The organism is Thermus igniterrae ATCC 700962 (assembly GCF_000376265.1).
In the GTDB taxonomy this organism is placed as follows: domain Bacteria; phylum Deinococcota; class Deinococci; order Deinococcales; family Thermaceae; genus Thermus; species Thermus igniterrae.
This window is the reverse complement of the sequence record NZ_AQWU01000064.1, coordinates 52,154-71,685: the sequence shown is the minus strand read 5'-3', so window position 1 is coordinate 71,685 and position 19,532 is coordinate 52,154. Positions and strand designations below refer to the sequence as shown.

The following is a 19,532-nucleotide window of genomic DNA, read 5'->3' as shown; positions in this document are numbered from 1 at the left end:
GGGAGCCGAGGAGGCGGACGCGAGGCGGCTTGGGGAGCTTCTCCTTTCCCGGTGGGAGGTGGAGAACCGGTCCTTTTGGGTACGGGACGTCCTCCTCCATGAGGACGCCTGCCAGGTGCGGGGCGTGGGGGCGCAAGTCTTGGCGGTCCTCCGGGCCTTTCTGGTGTCCCTGCTGTACCGCAGGGGGGTGCGGAAGAAGAAGGCGGCCCTGGAGACCTTCTCCTTCCATCCCCTCTCCGCCCTCAGGTTCCTGGGGCTCTATGCGGTATAACGGTCAAGTCTGCCTCTTGCCGAACCCCGGGCGCCGTGTTATCTTTGGCCCAAGTCAAAGGAAGGAGGCAAGCGATGAAGCGCAGGGAGTTTTTGCGGAAGTTGGGTGTGGGTGCGGTGACGGCCTTGGGCATGCCCTACTTCGCCACCGCACAGGCCAGGCCGGTGAAGCTCGCCACCCTTCTCCCCCTCACCGGGCCCTTCGCCTTTGCCGGGAACGCGGGCCGGGAGGGCTTCGTGGACGGGGTGGACTATGTGAACGAGGTCCTGGGGGGTATCGGCGGGCGAAGGCTGGAGCTTATCGTGGAGGACACCGGCTACGACGTGGCCCGGGGGACGGCCGCCTTCAACCGGGTGATTTCCCGTGAAAGGGCGGACGAGCTCCTTTTCGTCTACGGGGACTCCACTGGCCTCTCCAAGGCCCTGGCCCCGGAGATCGCGCGCATCGGGCTTCCCTACTCCGCCACCAGCTTCGCCAACGAGCTGGCGGACCCCAAGACCTACCCCACCATCTTCGTCTTCGGCCCCACCTATAACGACATGGTGGAAGCCCTCCTGCGCCAGGTGCGCCTGCAGAGGGGCCGGGCCAAGATTGCCCTGGTCTACTCCAACACCGAGTTCGGCCGCGACCCCATCCCCTACGCCAAGGAGCGGGCCAAAGCCCTGGGCATGGAGGTGGTGCACGAGGAGGTGACCCCGCCCGCCTTCACCGACGCCACCCCGGTGGTGCTGAACCTCAGGCGGGCTAACCCCGACTTCGTCATCCTCCAGGGCTACGCCCTATCGGTGGAGCCCCTGATCGTGCGCGCCGCCCGGGAGCAGGGCCTGCAAGCCCAGTTCATGGGCACCTATTACTCCGCAGAGCTGGCCCTCATCCAGCGGGCCGGGCCGGCGGCGGAGGGCTTCACCGTCACCTACCACAACGCCTACTGGTACGACAGCCTGGTGCCCGCGGTGGACGAGATGCGCAAGTTCCGCCAGCGCAAGGGGCGGGACACCTCCTACCGGCCCACCTACTACATGGGCAGCCTGGCGGTGGTCCTGGGCTTGGCGGAGGCCATGCGCCGGGCGGCGGCGGCAGGCAAGCTCACCCGGGCGGGGGTGGTGGAGTACCTGGAGAAACTGGGGGACTACAACGGCCTCGGCCTCCAGCGGAGCTACGAGTTCGTGAACCACCGCCTACCCTACACCAAGCTTTATCGGGCCAGCGTCAGGGACGGGCGCTTCAACGCCATCACCGACTGGATCAAGCTGGCCTAGACCGGGCCTCTCCCTGGCCGGGCCTGCCCCGGCCAGGGGAACCTAAAGACCCATGGCGGACTTCCTACCCTACCTGATCGGCGGCCTAGCCAACGGGGCCCTCTACGGCCTCCTGGCCCTGGGCTTTGTCCTGGTCTACCGGGCCACCAGCGTGGTGAACTTTGCCATCGGGGAGTTCCTCCTGGTGGGGGCCTACCTCACGTACACCTTCGCCCTCTTCCTCCCCCTGCCCGCGGCCATCCTGGCCGCCATCCCCCTGGCCTTTCTCTTCGGGGTCCTGGTGGAGCGGGGCTTCGTGCGCCCCCTTTTGGGGCGGAACGTGGTGGCGGTGATCATGGCCACCATCGGCCTGGCCGCGGCCCTGGACGGGGCGGTACAGCTCATCTGGGGCCCCGACCTCAAGTACCTCTCGGGGAGCCTGCCCAACCTGGGCTTCCAGGCCGGGGAGGTGTTCGTGTCCTCGAGGGCCGTCTGGAACCTCCTCCTGGCCCTGCCCCTGGGGCTTGGCCTCCTCTGGCTCCTGCGCCGAAGCCGCTACGGCATCCTGGTGCGGGCCATCTCCGAGCGGGAGGTGGCTGCTTTGGCCCTGGGCATCCCCACCGCCCGCATCCTGGCCGGGGTCTGGGGGGTCTCCGCCCTCCTGGCTACCCTGGCCGGGGCCCTCCTGGCCGTGGCCAGCGGCGTGGGCCACAACCTGGTCTTTTTCGGCCTCAAGGTCTTCCCCGTGGCCATCCTGGGGGGACTGGACTCCGTGGGCGGGGCCCTTTTGGCGGGGTTTTTGCTGGGGGCCTTGGAGGCGCTTTCCCAGCGGTACCTGGAACCCGTCCTGCCCGGCTTCACCGAGGCCCTGCCCTTCGTGGTGGTCCTCCTGGTCCTCCTGGTTAGGCCCTACGGCCTCCTGGGTGAACGCCAGATTGAGAGGGTGTGATGCTTTCCGTGGAGAACCTCAAGGTGGTCTACCGGGGGGTGATCCTGGCCCTGGACGGGGTCTCCTTGGAGCTTGGGGACGGGGAGGCGGTGGCCCTCCTGGGTCCCAACGGGGCGGGGAAGAGCTCCTTGGTGCGGGCGGTGGCCGGGCTTCTGCCCAAGTTTGAGGGGCGGGTGCTGGACGGGCACGTGCGCCTCATGGGCCAAGAGGCCACCCATCTGGACCCCGTGCGCATCTCCCGCCTGGGGCTCACCGCGGTCCTCGAGGGCCGCCCCCTCTTCCGCTACCTGACCCCGGTGGAGAACCTGGTGGCCGCGGGCCACCGCCTCTTGCCCCAGGAGCTCAAAGCGGGCATGGAGGAGGTCTTCGCCCGCTTTCCCAGGCTCTACGAGCGCCGGCACGAGCAGGCGGGCTACCTCTCGGGGGGGGAACAGCAGATGCTCCTCCTGGGCATGGCCCTCCTCACCCGGCCCCGGGTGCTGGTGGTGGACGAGCCCTCCTTGGGCTTGGCGCCCAAGCTGGTGGAGGAGCTCATGCGCACCCTGGATGCCCTACGCCGGGAAAAGGGCCTGAGCCTTCTCCTGGTGGAGCAAAACGCCCGGGCGGCCCTGTCCATCGTGGACCGCGTCTATGTGCTGGAGCGGGGCCGGGTGGTCTTTGAGGGCGACGCCAAGGCGGCCCGGGAGGACCAGGACGTGATGGAGTTCTACCTGGGCAAGGAAGAGGTGGGCTTCCGTCAGGCCAAGCGCTACCGCCGCCGCAAGCGGTGGGTGTAAGGGGGAAAAGATGGGCGCCATCCTCGAGGCCAAGGACCTGCACCTCGCCTTCAAGGGCGTCAAGGCCCTCACCGGGGTGAGCTTCCAGGTGCAACCGGGGGAGTTCTTCGCGGTAATCGGGCCCAACGGGGCGGGAAAGACCACCCTCTTAAACGTCCTCTCCGGGGTCTACGAGCCTGAAAAGGGGGAGGTCTTCTTCCTGGGGGAAAACCTAAGGGGAAAAAGCCCCCAGGAAAGGGCCCGCATGGGCCTGGGCCGCACCTTCCAGGGCCTGGAGATCTTCCGGGGCATGAGCGTTCTGGAAAACGTCAAGCTGGGGGCGGAGCTTGCCCTCCCCACCTATCCCCTGGCCCTGCCCCGGGCCCAAAGGGAGGGGCAGCTCAGGGCCTGGGCGGAGGAGGTCCTGGACTACCTCCACCTCTCCCCCTTCCGCCACGCCCCAGCGGGCATGCTCCCCTACGGGTTGCAGAAGCGGGTGGAAGTAGCCCGGGCCCTGGCGGGCCGGCCTAAGCTCCTCCTCCTGGACGAGCCCATGGCCGGGCTGGCCCTGGAGGAGAAACAGGACCTGGCCCGCTTCCTGCTGGACGCCCGGGAGGAGTGGGGCATCACCCTCCTCTGGGTGGAGCACGACCTCCGGGCGGTGCTGGAGCTCTCCGACCGGGTCCTGGTCCTTTCCTACGGCGAGGTGCTCTACTACGGCCCCCCCGAAGGGGTGCGCAAGGACCCTAAGGTGGTGGAGGCCTACCTGGGTCAGGCGTGAGGCGAGATGGAAGGAACCCTGCTGGCACACCTTTATCGGCACGCAAAGGAGCGCCCCAAGGCCCCCGCCCTGCGGGTGAAGCGCCTGGGCGTGTGGCAGAAGACCTCCTGGCAGGACCTCCTGGACCGGGTCCTGAGCCTGGCGGGAGGCCTGGCCGCCCTGGGCCTCAAGGAAGGGGAGGTGCTGGCCATCCTGGGCCACAACGCCCCCGAGTGGGTGGAGGCGGAGCTGGCCGCGCAGGTCCTCGGGGCCCTGCCCATGGGCATCTACGCGGACGCCATGCCCGAGGAGGTGGGCCACTTCCTGGAGTTCACCGGGGCTCGGGGCATCGTGGTCTCCGACGAGGAGCAGCTGGACAAGGTCTACCCCCACCTCCACCTGGTGGACTTTGTCCTGGTCTGGGAGGAGGCGGGCATGAGCCGCCACTTCCATGGCAAGGTGCGCCGCTACAGCCAGGCCCTGGGGGACCCCAGGGTGGGGGAGGAGGCCCTGAAGCGGCGCCACCCCCAGGAGACCGCCCTCCTTGCCCCCACCTCGGGGACCACGGGGCGGAGCAAGCTGGCCATGCTCTCCCACGCCAACCTCCTGGCGGGACACGAGGCCGTGGGCCGGGCCCTGGGCTTCCAGAAGGGGGCCTGGGTCTTCAGCTACCTGCCCCTCCCCTGGATTGGGGAGCAGATGCTCACCGTGGTGCAGAGCCTGGTGGAGGGCTCCACCGTGCACTTCCCCGAGGACCCCACCACCCTGAGGGAGGACCTCAAGGAGGTGCAGCCCGACTTCTTCCTGGCACCCCCCAGGCTCTGGGAGGACATGGCCAGCCTCATCCAAAGCCGCATGGCGGACGCCGACCTCCTCAAGGCCTTCTTCTACCGGGTGGGGATGGGGGCGCTTCTGGAGGGGGCCAGCCGGGAGTTCCGGGGAGAGCGGGTGGGACCCTGGCTCAACCTCAAGCGGGCCCTCTTCTACCCCCTCATCGCCCGGCCCTTAAGGGCCCGGCTGGGCCTGGCCGCCTGCCGCATCGCCGTCACCGGGGGGGCCCCCCTGGGCCCGGAGGTCTTCACCTTCTTCCGCGCCCTGGGCCTGGACATCCGCCAGGTCTACGGCCAGTCGGAGACCGCCGCCGCCACCACCGCCCACGCCACCGGGGATGCCCCCCCAGAGACCGTGGGCCCGCCCCTCCCCGGCACCGAGGTGCGCCTCAGCGAGGAGGGGGAAATCCTGGTCAAGGGGCCCCAGGTCTTCCAGGGCTACTTCCGCCAGGAGAAGGCCACGGCGGAAAGCTTCACCCCAGACGGCTACTTCCGCACCGGGGACGCAGGCTTCTTTGACGAGCGGGGCCACCTGGTAATCCTGGGCCGGGTGAAGGAGGTGGGGGCCCTGGAAGACGGCACCCGCTTCGCCCCCCAGTTCCTGGAGAACCGCCTCAAATACTCCCCCTACATCCGCGAGGCCGTGGTCCTTGGGCACGGCAAGCCCTTCGTCAGCGCCCTCATAGAGCTGGACCCGGAAAACGTGCAGAACTGGGCCAGGCGCCGGGGCATCCCCTTCACCACCTACCTCTCCCTCACGGAGCGCCCCGAGGTCCGGGCCCTGATTGCCGAGGAGATCCGCATGGTGAACCAGACCCTTCCGGAAAAGCTCAAGATCCGCCGGTTTACCCTCCTGCCCAAGGAACTCCACCCCGACGACGAGGAGATCACCCGCACCCGCAAGGTGCGCCGTCAGGTGGTGGAAAACCGCTACGGGCCCGTGATCCAGGCCCTCTACGGGGAGGGAGGCCAGGTGGAGGTGGTCCTGCCCATCCGCTACCTGGAGGGGGAAGGGCGGCTCCAGGCCACCTTGGAGGTGCAGGAGGTCTAGCGTGTACCCCCTTGCCAAGCGCCTCACCGACGCCTTCAGCCACCGCTACGCCCGGGCCGTGCGGGAGACCTACGGGGAGGACGAGGCCTACGCCAGCACCCCCCTGGGCCGGCTGGCCCTGGGGGTCTTCCTGGCCCTGCTTCTCCTCCTCCCCCTCCTCCTGGGCCCCTACCCCATGTACGTGGCCACCCTGGTGGCCATCGGCGCCCTCTCCGCCCTGGGGCTCCACCTGCTGGTGGGGGGGGCAGGGCAGATCTCCTTGGGGCACGCCGCCTTCATGGGGGTGGGGGCCTACGCCGCCAGCCACCTCACGGGTCCCCTGGCCCCCTTGGGCATCCTCCTGGGGGGCGGGATCGCCGCCCTTCTGGGCCTGGTGCTGGGCCTTCCCTCCTTGCGCATCAAGGGGGTATATCTGGCCATCGCCACCCTGGCCTTCCAGTTTCTGGCCGACTACGCCTTCAAAAACTGGGAGGCGGTAACGGGGGGCATCCGGGGACGCACCCTGCCCCCGGCGGAGCTCCTGGGCCTCCCCCTGGACACCCCAGAGCGGCTTTGGTACCTGGTCCTCCTCTTCGCCCTGCCCCTTTTCTTCTACGGCAAGCGCCTCCTCGCCACCCGGGCGGGGCGGGCCTTCATGGCCGTGCGGGACAACGACCTTTCGGCCCGGGTAGCGGGGGTGGACCTGGTGCGGGTGAAGCTCTTCGCCTTCGCCCTCTCCGCCTTTTACGCGGGGGTGGCGGGAGGGCTTCTGGCCCAGCTCTACAAGGCGGTGACCCCGGAGTACTTCCCCCTTTCCGTGAGCATCCAGTACCTGGCCATGGTGATCGTGGGCGGGGCGGGGACGGTCCTGGGGGCGGTGCTCGGTGCCTTCTTCGTCCTTCTCATCCCCGAGGTGCTGAATAGCTTCGTGGGGGCCTTGGGCCCCCAGTACGCCGCCACCCTGGCCGCCTGGCGCAACGTGGCCTTCGGCCTTTTGATCCTGGTCTTCCTGATCCTGGAGCCCCTGGGCCTGGTGGGGCTTTGGGGGCGGATCCGGAACTACTTCCGCACCTGGCCCCTCCCCTACTGACGGTCCCAGTCCTTGAGGTGGCGGAGGGCCACGGGAAGCCCCACGCCCAGGCCAAAGAGGAGATGGGGCAGGGTGTGGCCCGTGGCCGCGGCCAGGAGGGGGAGGGCCAGGGCCGTGGCCAGAGCCGCGCGGTAGGGCCGGCGGGAGAAGGCGTAGAGGAGGGCAAAAAGAAGGAGGGCCAAGAGGAGGAGCTTGGGGCCCACCGCCAGGAGCACCCCTATCCCCGGGGCCAGGGCCTTACCCCCCTGGAGGAGGAGCCAGGGGGAGAAGGCATGCCCCCAGACCGCCCCCACCCCGCCCACCAGCCCCCCCAGGGGGTTCCCAGCCAGGCCTTCCCCCGAGGCCACGGCCAAAACCCCCTTGAACACGTCCAGGAAGAGGACCATGAGGCCGGGAATGGGCCCCAGGACCCGGTAAGCGTTCAGGGCCCCGGGGTTCCCCGAGCCCTCCTTAAGGAGGTTCCTCCCCCTCAGGGCGCCGAACCAGAAGGCGATGGGCAGACTTCCCAGGAAGTAACCCAGCAGGAAGGCCAGGGCCATGGCTAGAGGGCTTGGCGTACCTGGGCCTGGAGGCGGAGGAGGGCAGCCTCGAGGCCCCTCAGGCGCAAGGGGGTGAGAAGCTCCTCCAGCCCCGCCCCCTGGTAGAAGGTGGGGGGCACCGCCAGGACGGCCTCCGGAGGCTCTCCCTCCAGCCCCTCCTTGAGCAGGCCGGCGAAGGCCTTCACCGTGGGGGCCTCATCGGGGACCATGAAGTGCAGGCGCACGCGTCCTTCCGCCACCTCCGCCCGCAGGAAGAAGGGGGTCTGGCACTCGTGGACCCGCTCCAGCTCCACCCCTTGGGGCGGGGGGGGCACCCGCTTGGCGTAGTCCAGGAGCACCTGGGTCTTGAGCTCCTTGGGCAGGGAGCGGATGAGGTCCAAGGCTTCTTGTAGCCTCTTGGGCAGGCGCATACCCCAAGCTTAGCCGGTGCGGGTGGGCCTGAGCTCTATCTCGCTCACCAAGGCCCCCTCGGGCATCTCCAGGGTGAAGAGGACCGCCCGGGCCACGTCCTCCGGGGAAAGTTTCCAGGAGGCCCCCGGGGTGTTCCCGGCAAAGCCGGTGTCCACCGAGCCCGGCAGAACGTTCACCACCCGCACCCCCTTCTCCCTGAGCTCCAGCATGGCCGCCCCCATGAGGCCCAGGAGGCCGAACTTGCTGGCGTTGTAGGCGGCGCCCCCCTTGAAGGGGTTTTTGCCCGCCAGGCTGCCGATGTTCACCACCACCCCCCGGGAGGCCAGGAGGGCGGGAAGGGCCGCCTTTAAGCCCAAAAAAGGCCCCACCAGGTTCACCTCCAGCACCTGGCGGAACTCTTCCTCCCCAAGCTCCTCCAAAGGCCTCATCACCCCGATGCCGGCGTTGTTGACCAGGGCGTCAAGGCGGCCAAAGGCCTCCTCCAGGGTCCGCACGGCCCGTTCCCAGTCCTCCAGGCGGCGCACGTCCCCGGGCAGGGGAAGCGCCCTCTCCCCCAGCTCCTGGGCCAGGGCCTTAAGCCGCTCCCCGTCCCGGGCCAGGAGGCCCACGCCAAAGCCCCGGGCGTGGAGGAGGCGGGCGATGGCCTCCCCGATGCCCCGGCTTGCCCCCGAGATCAGGACCACGCGCATGGCCTCAGGATAGCCCAAAGCGGGAGCGGATCTGGTCCAGCACCCCCCGCAGGGCCGCCTCCAGCTCCTCCAGGCTCCCCCGATTCTCCAGGGTCCAGGTGGCCCGCCGGCGCTTCTCCTCCTCGGGCATCTGGGCCCGTTCCCGGGCCAGGACCTCCTCCGGGCTCAGCCCCGAACGGGCCCGCACCCGCTCAAGCCGCACCTCCAGGGGGGCCGCCACCAGCAAGGTGGCGTCCAGACGGCCCTCCCACCCTTTCTCAAAGAGGAGGGGGATTTCCAGGAAGACCAGGGGGGCGCCCTCCAGACGGGCCAGGGCCTCCTCCAGAAGCCGCCTCACCTCGGGGTGGATCAGGGCCTCGAGGACGCGAAGCCGCTCGGGGTCGCCAAAGACCAGCTGGCCCAGGGCCCGCCGGTCCAGCTCCTCCCCCCGGAAGGCCTCGGGAAAGCGCTCCTTGAGCTCAGCCTTCTTGTTTTCCCGGGCCTGGGCCGCCAGGGCGTCCAGGTCCAAGACGGGGTAGCCCCAGGCGCGCAACAGGCGGGCCACGGTGCTTTTGCCGCTGCCGATGTTCCCGGTGATGCCGATAATGATGGGGTGCTTCGCCTCCTCGCCCATCGCGACTTCCCCTTTTATACCCCCAAAGGGGCCTTCCCCGTGGGGGGAGCGGTGCGGGACCTCCTTTTGGGGCGGAGGCCCCTGGACCTGGACTTCGCCGCAGAGGACCCCTTACGGGCAGCGGAGGAAGCCCAAGGGAGGCTTGGGGGCACCCTCTTTCCCCTGGACGCGGCCAGGGGCCAGTACCGCCTGGTGGTGGGGGGGCGCACCCTGGACTTTGCCCCCCTGGAGGGAAGCCTGGAGGCGGACCTCCGGCGGCGGGACTACCGCCTCAACGCCCTGGTGTGGCGCAAGGGGGCGGTGTTTGGCCTGCCGGGGGTGGAGCAGGACCTAAGGCGTCGCCTGCTGAGCCTGGTGTCGGAGGAGAACCTCTACCAAGACTCCCTGCGGAGCCTCCGGGGGGTGCGCCTGGCCACCACCCTAGGCCTAGGCCTCCCCCAAGGTACCCGCCAGGCCCTGGCCCGCCACGCCGCCTTCCTCCGGGCCCACCCCGAGGCCCTGCCCGCCAGGGAGCGGGTGCGGGAGGAACTGGGCCGGCTCCTCCTCAGCCCCCGGGCCGCTTTTGGCCTTCACCTTCTGGAAAGGGCGGGGCTCCTTGGGGTCTACCTCCCGGAGCTCCTCCCCCTGGTGGGGCTGGAACAGGGGGGGGTCCACCACCTCTGCGCCTGGCGGCACACCCTTTCCGTGCTCTTCCACCTCCAGTGGCTCTGGCCCCAAGCCCCCCTGGAAGCCCGCCTGGCCGCCCTCTACCACGACGTGGGCAAGCCCCTTACCCGCCGCTTTGACCCGGAGTTGGGGCGCTACCGCTTCCTGGGGCATGCGGAGGTGGGGGCGGAGGTGGCCAAGGCCGCCCTCCTCTGGTTGCACTTTCCCAAGGAGACGGTGGAGAAGGCAGTCCAATTGATCCGCCGCCACATGGACCGCCCCCCGGAAGGGGAGAAGGCCCTCCGCCGCTTCTACTTCCGGCGCCAGGACCTCCTTCCCGCCCTCCCCTACCTCATGGCCGCGGACCGGCTGGCCACCTCAGGGGTAGAAGGGGAGGCCTGGAAGCTTCTGGAGGCCACCCAGAAGGCCCTGGCCGAACCCCTGCCCAAGCGCCCCCTCCTCTCGGGGGAGGAGGTGATGGCCCTTCTGGGGTTAAGGCCAGGCCCCCAGGTGGGCCAGGCCCTTTCCGCCCTCCTCGAGGCCCAAGCGGAAGGCCGGGTGAAGACCCCGGAGGAAGCCCGGGCCTTTCTCCTATATTGGAGGGGGAATGGAAGGCAGGCTTCGGCTCCGTGAGCCGCAGATCACCCGAGTGGAGGGGGGTTTCCTCCTCCAGGACCCCTACGGGGTCTTCCCCAAACCCCTGGTCCTCACCGAGGGAGGGCTTTTCCTCCTCTCCCTCCTGGAGGGGCGCACCCTGGAGGAGGTGCAGGAGGAAGTCTTCAAGGCCCACGGGGTGCTTTTGCCCAGGAAGGAGCTGGAGGAGCTGGCAAAGGCCCTAGAGGAGGCAGGCCTCCTCCTCAGCGAAAGGGTGGAGGCCCGGCTAAGGGAGGAAGAAGCCCGGCTGAAGCGGGAGCGCCCCATGCGCCTGGCGGGCCTCTCCTACCCCGAGGGGGAGAAGGAGGCCCGGGCCTTCCTCGAGGCCTTCCGGGGGAGCTTCCCCGGGGAGGCCAAGGGAGGCGAGGTCCTCCTCATGCCCCATCTGGAGCCCTCCCGCGTGCCCGAAGCCTACGGGGCCACCCTGGCCGTCCTGGAAAAGACTCCGGAACCCGAGCGGGTCTACCTGGTGGGGGTGGCCCACCGCCCCCTGAAGGAAAGGGCCGCGGCCCTCCCCGTACCCTTCCACACCCCCTTCGGCCCGGCAGAGCCCGACCTTCCCGCCCTCCAGGCCCTGGACGCCCTCCTCCCCTTTGAGCTCTTCAACACCCCCCTGGCCTTCCGGGAGGAGCACAGCCTGGAGCTTCCCCTGTTCTTCCTGAAAGGCGCCTTCCCCCGGGCCAGGGTCCTCCCTCTCCTGGTGGGGCAACGGAGCCCCGAGCTGGGCCAGGCCTTGGGGATGGTGCTCCGGGACTACCCCGGCCTTCTGGTCCTAGCCGTGGACCTCTCCCACGTGGGCCCGCGCTTCGGGGACCCGCCCCTGGCCCGGCCTCTAGCGGAGGAGGCCCGGCGGCGGGACCAGGGCTTCCTGGAGCGGCTGGCCCAAGGGCGGCCCCAGGCCGCCTTGGCCCACCTGGGGGCCAACCCCACCCGCGTGGACGCCGTGGAGGTGGTGGCCACCCTGGCCCCCCTGCTGGAGGGCCGGGAAGGGGTGGTGCTCAGCTACCGCCTGGACCTCGAGGCCCCCACCTTAAGCGCGGTGGGGGCGGGAACCCTGGTCCTCTAGCGCCGCCGGCGACGCTTGGCCCGGGTCTTGACGGGGCGGTGCCCCTCGGGCCTTGCCTCCTTGGGCTGCCATTCTCCGAAGTAAACGCTGTGCACCGTAGCCCGCTCGGGTCGGTCGTCACGGTGCCTCTCCTTGGGCGGTCCCACCACTTTGCGCATGGCTTCCTCCTTCTCCTTCTTTTCCACTCCCCGCTTTTCGGGAGTTTCTTCCACGTAGGGCACCAGGTCCACCTGGCGGAGCCGGGGGTTGGCGGCGGCGATCACCACCTCCATCTCATCCCCCAACCGGATGCGCTTCCCCTTGGGACCAAGGAGGGCCATGGCCTCCTCGCTGTAGGTGTAAGGGCCCAGGGCCTCGAGGCGCACCAGGCCTTCCACCCCGTTTTTCAGCATGACGAAGGCCCCAAAACTGGCCACCCCCGTCACCTTGCCCAGGAAGCGCTCACCCACGTGGAGCTCGGCCCAGCGGGCCATGTAGTACTTGGTGAGCTCCCTCTCAGCCGCCTCCGCCTTCCGCTCCATCTCTGAGGCGTGCTCGGCCATGGCGGGAAAGGCGGAGAGCCAGCGGGCCTTGCGGCTTTCCGTAAGCGTGCGCCGCAAAACGGCCTTCAGCACCCGGTGGACCACCAGGTCGGGGTAGCGGCGGATGGGGCTGGTGAAGTGCAGGTAGTGCTCCATGGCCAGGCCGAAGTGGCCCAGGTTCTCCGCGGCGTACCGGGCCAGGCGCAAGGAGCGCAGGACCAGGTTGGCCACCACCGGCTCCTCGGGGCGGCCCTTGGCCTCCAGGAGGACCCTCTGCAGGGCCTTGGGGGAAAGCTTCTCGGGAAGGGCGTAGCCCAGGCGGGCCAGGGCCTGGCGGAGCTTCTGGTAGGCCTCCTCCAGGGGCTCCTCGTGCACCCGGAAAAGCCCGGGAAGGCCCTTTTTCACCAGGTACTCCGCCACCGCCTGGTTGGCCAGGAGCATGAGCTCCTCGATGAGGCTCCGGGCCCGGGGCTCCTCCTGGGGCACCAGGTGGAGCACCCCCTCCTCCACCTCCACCTTCACCTCGGGGAAGCTGAAGTCCAGGGAACCCGCTTCCAGGCGTTTCTTCCGCATGCGCTCGGTGAGGTCCAGGAGGAGGCGCAGGTCCTCCGCCAAGAAGGCGTGCTCCTCGGGCAGGCCATACCCCTCGGCGAAGGCCTCCACCTCGGTGTAGGTGGTGCGGGCCACGCTACGGATGACCCCCTCCACGAAGCGGACCCGCTTCACCTCCAGGTCCTCCGTGAGCTCAAAGAGGACGGAAAGGGTGAGGCGGTCCTCCCCCGGCTTCAAGGAACAGACCCCGTTGGAAAGCCTTTCAGGGAGCATGGGAAGCACCCGCCCCGGTAGGTAGACGCTGGTCCCCCGCAAAAAGGCCTCCTGGTCCAGAAGGCTTCCCTCCTTGACGTAGTGGGAGACATCGGCGATATGCACCCCCAGGCGGTAGCCTTTGGGCAGGCGCTCAATGTGGATGGCGTCGTCAAAGTCCTTGGCGTCCACCCCGTCAATGGTGAAGACCCTCAGGGCACGGAAGTCCTGCCGCCGCCTGAGCTCGGCCTCGGGGATTTCCAAGGGGATGGCCTGGGCCTCCTTGAGGACCTCCTCGGGGAACTCCGCCCGCAGGCCGTACTTGGCGATCACCGCCTCGGTCTCCGTCTCGGGGGCCTCTCCTTCCCCCAGGTACTCCAGGAACTCCCCGTAGGGGCGCTTGGCGTAGTGGACCCGCACCAGGATGCGGCTTCCCCGCTTGAGGCCGTGGAGGCCCTCGGGAAGCAGCCGAAGCTCGGGAAGGAGGGGTTCGTCGGGGACCAGCACCGCATAGCCCCGGCGGAAGTCCAAAGTCCCCACCACCCGGTCCCGGGCCCGCTTCAGGATGCGCTCCACCACCCCCCAGGGCCTACCGTCCCGTCCCGGGGGCATGACCCGGGCCTCCACCAGGTCCTCGGGCCAGGCCCCGCCGGTGTGGCCTGGGGGGATGAAGAGGTCCTTCTCGGCAAGGCGCACAAAGCCATACCCGTCCCGGTGCAGGCTGATGGGCCCCTGGACCTTGTTGGGGAGGAAGTACTGGCTCCCCTTTTTCTCCAGAAGGCCCTCCTGCACCAAGGCCCGCAGGTAGGCCTTGGCCTCCCGCTTCTCCAGCCCAAACCGCCTCAGGATCTCCTCCAGGCGGTGGGGCCTGCCGGTTTTCTTGAAAAACTCCAGTAGAGTTTCCTGCATTCTATCCCAGGAGGCCCTCCAAAGCCTTCTCCGTGGCCGCCAGGCTCTGGGAGAAGGCCGTAAGGGCCTCGTCCACGTGTTCCTCGCCGATGATGAGGGGGGGCTCGAGGCGCACCACCTTGGGGTTGTTGAGGCCGAAGGCGGTGATCACCCCCCGCTCGGCCAGCTCCGCCACCACCAGGGCCCCGATGTCGGCGTCGGCGAACTCCACCCCCAGCATGAGGCCCCGCCCCCGCACGTCCTCTATGAGGTGGGGGTAGCGGTCCTTAAGGGCCTTAAGCCCCTCCATCAGGTAGCCGCCCACCTCCAGGGCCCGCCCGGGCAGGTCCTCCTCCAGGGTGACCTCAATGGCCGCCAGGGCCGCCGCCGCCGCCAGGGGGTTCCCGCCGAAGGTGGAGGAGTGGTAGAGGGGGTTGTGCTTGAAGACCTCAAAGACCTCCCGCCGCCCCACGCAGGCCCCGATGGGCATGACCCCGCCCCCCAGGGCCTTGGCCAGGGTCATGAGGTCGGGAGCCACCCCCTCCCAGTCCACCCCGAAGAGCCGGCCCGTGCGCCCCAGGCCCGTCTGCACCTCGTCGGCGATCATGAGCACGCCCCGCCTTTGGGTGAGCTCCCGCACCCCCCGCAGGTACCCTTCGGGAGGCACCCGGATGCCCCCCTCTCCCTGGATGGGCTCCACAATCACCGCGGCGGTATCCCCGTCTATGGCCGCTTCCAGGGCCTCCAGGTCCCCATAGGGCACCACCTTGATCCCCGGGAGGAGGGGCCTGGCGGGGTCCTGGTACTGGGGCCTGGGGGTGAGGGAAAGCGCCCCCATGGTCTTGCCGTGGAACCCCCCCTCGGTGGTGATGATGCCGGGCTTGCCGGTGTAGGCCCGGGCCAGCTTGATGGCCGCCTCCACCGCCTCGGCCCCGGAGTTGCCGAAGAAGACCATCTCCAGCCCCGGAGGGGTGATCTCCGCCAGCCTGGCCGCCAGCCTGGCCGTGGGCTCGGAGACCAGGACCCGCACGGACATGGGCATGCGCTCCAGCTGCTGTCTCACCGCCTCCACCACCTTGGGGTGGCGGTGGCCCAGGTTGAGGGTGCCATAGAGGCCCAAAAAGTCCAGGTAGCGCTTGCCCGTGGTGTCCCAGACGTACGGGCCTTCCGCGTGGGACTCCACTCGGTCCAGGCCGGTAAAGCGCAGGAGGCCAGCGAGGCCAGGGTTGATGTGCCGCTCAAAGAGGGCGAAGGGGTCAAGGCTCATGCCCACAATGCTACCCTAAGTGTAGCACGCTCAAGGCTCGGTGGAGGTCCTCCGGAATGCGCGCCGCCCGCCCCCCCACCTGGCAGAGATGGCGGGTAAAGCCCTCGGCCAGGAGGGCGCCCTCCCGCTCCACCCGGTAGCGGAAGAGGAGGGCGCGGGAGGAAAGCTCCGCCAGGCGGGTGCGCACGGCGATCTCCTCCCCGAAGCGGGCCGGGGCGCGGAAGACCAGGGAAAGCTCCACCACGGGAAAAGCGATGCCCCGGGCCTCTATGTGGGCGTAGGGTAGGCCCGCCCTTTCCAGGAAGTCCACCCGGGCCGCCTCCAGGTAGACGGCGTAGACGGAGTGGTGCACCACCCCCATCTGGTCGGTCTCCGCGTAGCGCACCTTGATGCGGGTCAGGGTCTCCATGGCAGGAACTCCAGCCTGGGCAGGTGGCGCATGCGCACCCGGCGGGCCAGGGCGGCCATGAGCCGGCCCTCCGCCTGGGCCAAGGCCTTAAGGGCCTTCTCCTCCTCCTGAAAGGCCTCCACGTACACCGAAAGCACCCGCCCGTCAGGGGAAAGGCGCACCGCCCCCACGGTGAGGAGGAAGAGCCGGGGGTCCTCGAGGCTCTGGATGGCCTCCGCCAGGGCCCGCTTGAGCCTCTCCTCCAGGTGGGCCTTCCCGTAGCTCACGGCACCCAGCCTACTCCCGGTCCAAGGCGGCCACCAGGGCGGCAAGCTCCCTGGCCATCTCCTCCGCCCCCTCCTTGGCCTCCACCATCACCCGGATGAGGGGCTCGGTGCCCGAGGGGCGGACGTTCAGGCGGCCCCTGCCGGCCAGGGTCCTTTCCGCCTCCCGGATGGCCTCCTGCAGGCGAGGGTGGTTCATGACCCGGGCCTTGTCCGAAACCCTCACCCCCAGGAGCACCTGGGGGTACAGGGGCAGGGCCTCGTACCAGTCGGCCAGGTCCCCCCCCATGGCCTTCAGGGCCTTGAGGGTGAGGAGGGCGGTGAGGAGGCCGTCTCCGGTGGTGTGGTGGCGGAGGAAGATCACGTGCCCCGAGGGCTCCCCGCCCAGGGAGAGCCCCGTCTCCTTGAGCCTTTCCAGCACGTACCGGTCCCCCACAGGGGCGCGGTGGAAGGCCAGGCCCCGCTCCCGTAGGGCCACCTCGAGGCCCATGTTGCTCATCACCGTGCCCACCACCCCCTCCTCCCCGAAGGCCAAGGCCGTCAGGTAGAGGATGTGGTCCCCGTGGAAAAGCCGCCCCTTGCGGTCAATGAACTGCACCCGGTCCCCATCCCCGTCAAAGGCCAGGCCCAGGTCCAGCCCCAGCTCCACCACGAAGCGGGCCAGGGCCTCAGGATGCGTGGAGCCGCATCCCCGGTTGATGTTGCGGCCATCGGGGGTGTTGAAGAAGGCCATGACCTCCGCCCCCGCCCGCTGAAAGAGCTTGGGCCCCAGGCGGTAGGTGGCCCCGTGGGCCAGGTCCAGCCCCAGGCGGAGCCCCGTAAGGTCGGGGGCATGGGCCAGGAGGAAGTCCAGGTACATGCGCTCCGCCTCGCGGAAGTCCCCCACGGTGCCGATGGCCCGGGTGGGGTGGGCCTCCTCCAGAAGGGCCTCTATCTCCGCCTCGGCCTCGTCGGGAAGCTTCTCCCCCGAGGGCCCAAAGAACTTGATGCCGTTGTCCTGGTAGGGGTTGTGGCTGGCGGAGATCATGGCCCCGGCGGTGGCCCCAAGGCGCCGGGTGAGGTAAGCCACCCCGGGGGTGGGCAGCACCCCCAGGTGCTCCACCCGGACCCCCTGGCTCATGAGCCCCGCGGCCAGGGCCGCCTCCAGGAGGTCCGAGGACTCCCGGGTGTCCTTGGCCAGGAGGACCACCGGCCGCGCTCCCTGGCGGGCGAAGTAGGCCCCCGCCGCCTGGCCCAGCCGCAACACGAACTCCGGGGTCAGGGGGGGCTTGCCCGCCTCCCCCCGCACGCCGTCGGTGCCGAAGTAGCGCCTCATCCCGCCCACTATACCCGGCCCAGGACCCCCCTACTCCTTGGCGGAGAGCCAGTCCTCCCCCAGGCCCACCTCCACCTCCAGGGGCACCCGCAGGGGCCAGACCCCCTCCATGACCTCCTTGGCCAAAGCGGCTACCCTCTCCGCCCGGTCCTTGGGGGCCTCGAGGACCAGCTCGTCGTGCACCTGCAAAAGCATCCTCGCCCCCAGCTCCTGAAGCCGGGGGAAAAGCCGCACCATGGCCAGCTTCATGAGGTCGGCGGCGGTGCCCTGGACCGGCATGTTGAAGGCCATGCGCTCCGCCGCCTCGCGCACGCTCTTCACCCGGGCGTTGAGGTCGGGCACATAGCGCCGGCGGCCGAAGAGGGTCTCCACGTACCCCCGCCGGCGGCCCTCCTCGAGGGTCCCCTCAATCCAGGCCCGCACCTTGGGGTAGCTCTGGAAGTAGCGCTCAATGAAGGCCACCGCCTCCTCGTAGGGGATGGAAAGCTCCCCGGAGAGGCGGTGGGCGGACATGCCGTAGAGCACCCCGAAGTTGATGGTCTTGGCCGCCCGGCGCATCAGAGGGTCTACCCCTTCGGGGGAAACGCCGAACATCCAGCTGGCGGTCTGGGTGTGGATGTCCCTCCCCTCCTGAAAGACCCGGATCAGGTTCTCGTCCCCGGAGAGGTGGGCCAGGACCCGAAGCTCAATCTGGCTGTAGTCCAAGACCACCAGCACCCAGCCCTCCTCGGCCACGAAGGCTCGGCGGATGCGCTGGCCCAGGGGGGTGCGCACGGGGATGTTCTGCAGGTTAGGGTCGGAGCTCGAAAGCCTGCCCGTGGCGGTGGCCGTCTGGTTGAAGCGGGTGTGGAGCCGGCCGGTCTTGGGGTGGACCAGGGCGGGCAGGGGGTCTATGTAGGTGTTCTTGAGCTTGGTGAGCTCCCGGTACTGCAGGATGCGGTCCACGATGGGGTGGGCCTCTCGCAGGGCCTCCAGCACGGCAGCGCTGGTGGAGCGTTTCCCCGTCTTCTCCGTCTTGCCGATGGCAGGCAGGCCCAGCTCGTCAAAGAGCACCCGCTCCAGCTGGTCGCGGGAGTTGAGGTTGAAGGGGTGGCCGGCCAGGCGGAAGACCTCCTCCTCCAGCTGGCGCACCTCCGCCTCCACCTCCAGGGAGAGAGCCTGGAGGTAGGCCACGTCCAGCCGGACCCCCGTGGCCTCCATCCGGGCCAACACCCGGGAAAGCGGCTTCTCCACCTCCTCGTAAAGCCAAAGCAGGCGTTCTTCTCCCTTAAGGCGCTCCTTTAGGGTCTGGAAGAGGCGCTCGGCCAGGAGGGCCCTCTCCCCCGCATCCTCCGTCCACTCCCCCCCGTAACGCCGGGCCACCCCCTCAGGGGTGGTGTTGGAGGGGTCCAGAAGGTAGGCCAGGAGCATGGGGTCGTCCTCTGGGAAGAGGTCCAGGCCCTCCCGCAGGGCCAAAACCGCCAGGTCCTTGGCCAGGATTCCCCGCACCCCCTTAAGGTCCCTCAGGCCCCTAAGGGGGTCTTGTGCCCGATGGAGGCGCCCCTCCCACGCCCCCGCCAGGGCCAGAAGCTCGGCCCACATGGGCTCGGGACGGGAAAAGGAAAAGCCCAAAAAAGCCCCTTCCGGAGGGGGCCAGGGGGCCTCCTCTGCCGCCTTCGGCCCCTCCAGGAGGCCGAACTCGTGGAGGAGGCTTCCAAACTCCAACCGCTCCAAAAAAGCCCGCAGACCCTCCAGGTTGGGTGTGCGGCGCCTCCCGAAGTCCACCTCCAGGGGCAGGTCAGTGTGCACCTGGGAAAGCTTCCGGGAAAGGGCCAGGGCCTCCATGCCCGCCTGGAGCTTCTCCCGCAAGGAGGGCTTCACCTGGTCCAGGTGCTGGAAGAGGTTTTCCAGGCTCCCCCACTCGCGGATGAGCCTCTGGGCGGTCTTCTCCCCGATGCCCTTCACCCCGGGGATGTTGTCCGAGGGGTCCCCCGCCAGGGCCCGGTAGTCCACCCACTGCTCCGGGCGCAGGCCGTACTTCTCGTAAAGCCACGCCGGGGTGATCAGGTACCCCTCAGGGTGGAGGATGGCGATGCGCTCCGAAAGGAGCTGGTAGAGGTCGCGGTCGGCAGTGAGGATGCGCACCTCGTACCCCTCCTTTTCCGCCCGCTTGGCCAGGGTGGCCAGCACGTCGTCCGCCTCAAAGCCGGGCACCTCCAGCCGCACAAGGCCCAGGAGGTCCACCAACTCCTTGATGAGGGCCAGCTGCCGGGGAAAGTCCTCCGGGGTGGGGGCCCGGCCCGCCTTGTAGGCCTCGTAGGCCTCGTGGCGGAAGGAGGGGGCCTTGGCGTCAAAGACCACCACCACCACGTCCCCGTCCTCCTTCAGGGCCTTGAGGAGGCTTTTGGCGAAGCCGTAGACCGCCTGAACGGGTTCGCCGCGGCTGGTGGTAAGGCCCTTGAGGGCAAAGAAGGTGCGGTAGGCCAGGTGGTGGCCGTCCACCAGGAGCACGCGGCCTTTGGGCTCAAAGAGGGGAAGCATCGCCA

Annotated in this window: 18 protein-coding genes and 1 pseudogene; 9 read left to right on the top strand and 10 right to left on the bottom strand. The window is 69.3% G+C overall.

Going from position 1 to position 19,532, the window contains the following annotated elements; all coding sequences use genetic code 11:
- From B128_RS0107395 to B128_RS0107365, 7 genes and pseudogenes are all read left to right on the top strand, one after another.
- A pseudogene (locus B128_RS0107395) lies at window positions 1–271 on the top strand (transposase); the annotation flags it as partial.
- 74 nt (window positions 272–345) lie between these two features.
- Window positions 346–1,530 carry an ABC transporter substrate-binding protein gene (locus tag B128_RS0107390; protein WP_018111648.1) on the top strand — a complete coding sequence of 395 codons (1,185 nt, stop codon included), beginning with the start codon at window positions 346–348 and terminating at the stop codon, window positions 1,528–1,530.
- Window positions 1,531–1,582: 52 nt separating this feature from the next.
- Entirely contained in the window at window positions 1,583–2,458 is an 876-nt protein-coding gene (locus B128_RS0107385) for a branched-chain amino acid ABC transporter permease (RefSeq protein ID WP_018111647.1), read from the top strand.
- Window positions 2,458–3,234, top strand: coding sequence for an ABC transporter ATP-binding protein (locus B128_RS0107380; RefSeq protein WP_018111646.1), 777 nt, complete (start codon window positions 2,458–2,460; stop codon window positions 3,232–3,234). Before B128_RS0107385 ends, B128_RS0107380 begins: the two co-directional genes overlap by 1 nt.
- 10 nt (window positions 3,235–3,244) lie before the next feature.
- Window positions 3,245–3,994: an ABC transporter ATP-binding protein gene (locus B128_RS0107375; protein WP_018111645.1), complete on the top strand. Its 750-nt coding sequence runs from the start codon at window positions 3,245–3,247 to the stop codon at window positions 3,992–3,994.
- Between the two features lie 6 nt (window positions 3,995–4,000).
- Window positions 4,001–5,854 carry an AMP-binding protein gene (locus tag B128_RS0107370; RefSeq protein WP_018111644.1) on the top strand — a complete coding sequence of 618 codons (1,854 nt, stop codon included), beginning with the start codon at window positions 4,001–4,003 and terminating at the stop codon, window positions 5,852–5,854.
- 1 nt (window position 5,855) lies between these two features.
- Window positions 5,856–6,923 carry a branched-chain amino acid ABC transporter permease gene (locus B128_RS0107365; protein WP_018111643.1) on the top strand — a complete coding sequence of 356 codons (1,068 nt, stop codon included), beginning with the start codon at window positions 5,856–5,858 and terminating at the stop codon, window positions 6,921–6,923.
- On the opposite strand, the gene B128_RS12295 is transcribed toward B128_RS0107365, so the two are convergent.
- Genes B128_RS12295 through coaE form a run of 4 tightly spaced genes read right to left on the bottom strand, consistent with a single transcriptional unit; the run spans window position 6,917 to window position 9,175 of the window.
- The gene (locus tag B128_RS12295) at window positions 6,917–7,462 is read right to left on the bottom strand and encodes a glycerol-3-phosphate acyltransferase (protein ID WP_018111642.1); all 546 of its coding nucleotides are present in this window, start codon (window positions 7,460–7,462) and stop codon (window positions 6,917–6,919) included. The genes B128_RS0107365 and B128_RS12295 overlap by 7 nt on opposite strands.
- A gap of 2 nt (window positions 7,463–7,464) precedes the next feature.
- The gene (locus B128_RS0107355) at window positions 7,465–7,872 is read right to left on the bottom strand and encodes a SufE family protein (protein ID WP_018111641.1); all 408 of its coding nucleotides are present in this window, start codon (window positions 7,870–7,872) and stop codon (window positions 7,465–7,467) included.
- A gap of 9 nt (window positions 7,873–7,881) precedes the next feature.
- On the bottom strand, window positions 7,882–8,562 hold the full coding sequence (locus B128_RS0107350; RefSeq protein WP_018111640.1) for an SDR family oxidoreductase: 681 nt from the start codon (window positions 8,560–8,562) through the stop codon (window positions 7,882–7,884).
- Between the two features lie 4 nt (window positions 8,563–8,566).
- Window positions 8,567–9,175: a dephospho-CoA kinase gene (coaE, locus tag B128_RS0107345; protein WP_018111639.1), complete on the bottom strand. Its 609-nt coding sequence runs from the start codon at window positions 9,173–9,175 to the stop codon at window positions 8,567–8,569.
- Here coaE and B128_RS0107340 point away from each other — a divergent pair.
- Window positions 9,155–10,453: an HDIG domain-containing metalloprotein gene (locus tag B128_RS0107340; protein ID WP_018111638.1), complete on the top strand. Its 1,299-nt coding sequence runs from the start codon at window positions 9,155–9,157 to the stop codon at window positions 10,451–10,453. The two genes, coaE and B128_RS0107340, sit on opposite strands and share 21 nt — an antisense overlap.
- Window positions 10,428–11,540 (top strand): AmmeMemoRadiSam system protein B, encoded by a 1,113-nt coding sequence (gene amrB, locus B128_RS0107335; protein ID WP_018111637.1) that lies wholly within the window; start codon window positions 10,428–10,430, stop codon window positions 11,538–11,540. Before B128_RS0107340 ends, amrB begins: the two co-directional genes overlap by 26 nt.
- Here amrB and rnr read toward each other — a convergent pair.
- From rnr to polA, 6 genes are read right to left on the bottom strand one after another with little or no spacing between them, the layout of a single operon-like run.
- Window positions 11,537–13,774, bottom strand: a complete 2,238-nt coding sequence (gene rnr / locus B128_RS0107330; protein WP_018111636.1) for a ribonuclease R — start codon at window positions 13,772–13,774, stop codon at window positions 11,537–11,539. The two genes, amrB and rnr, sit on opposite strands and share 4 nt — an antisense overlap.
- Before the next feature lies 1 nt (window position 13,775).
- On the bottom strand, window positions 13,776–15,020 hold the full coding sequence (locus tag B128_RS0107325; RefSeq protein ID WP_018111635.1) for an aspartate aminotransferase family protein: 1,245 nt from the start codon (window positions 15,018–15,020) through the stop codon (window positions 13,776–13,778).
- Window positions 15,021–15,030: 10 nt separating this feature from the next.
- Complete coding sequence (locus B128_RS0107320; protein WP_018111634.1) at window positions 15,031–15,429, bottom strand: acyl-CoA thioesterase; 399 nt, start codon at window positions 15,427–15,429, stop codon at window positions 15,031–15,033.
- The gene (rbfA, locus tag B128_RS0107315) at window positions 15,417–15,695 is read right to left on the bottom strand and encodes a 30S ribosome-binding factor RbfA (protein ID WP_018111633.1); all 279 of its coding nucleotides are present in this window, start codon (window positions 15,693–15,695) and stop codon (window positions 15,417–15,419) included. Before rbfA ends, B128_RS0107320 begins: the two co-directional genes overlap by 13 nt.
- Window positions 15,696–15,705: 10 nt before the next feature.
- On the bottom strand, window positions 15,706–17,007 hold the full coding sequence (glmM, locus tag B128_RS0107310) for a phosphoglucosamine mutase (protein WP_018111632.1): 1,302 nt from the start codon (window positions 17,005–17,007) through the stop codon (window positions 15,706–15,708).
- 30 nt (window positions 17,008–17,037) lie between these two features.
- Window positions 17,038–19,527 (bottom strand): DNA polymerase I, encoded by a 2,490-nt coding sequence (gene polA / locus B128_RS0107300; protein ID WP_018111631.1) that lies wholly within the window; start codon window positions 19,525–19,527, stop codon window positions 17,038–17,040.
- Between the last annotated feature and the right edge of the window lie 5 nt (window positions 19,528–19,532).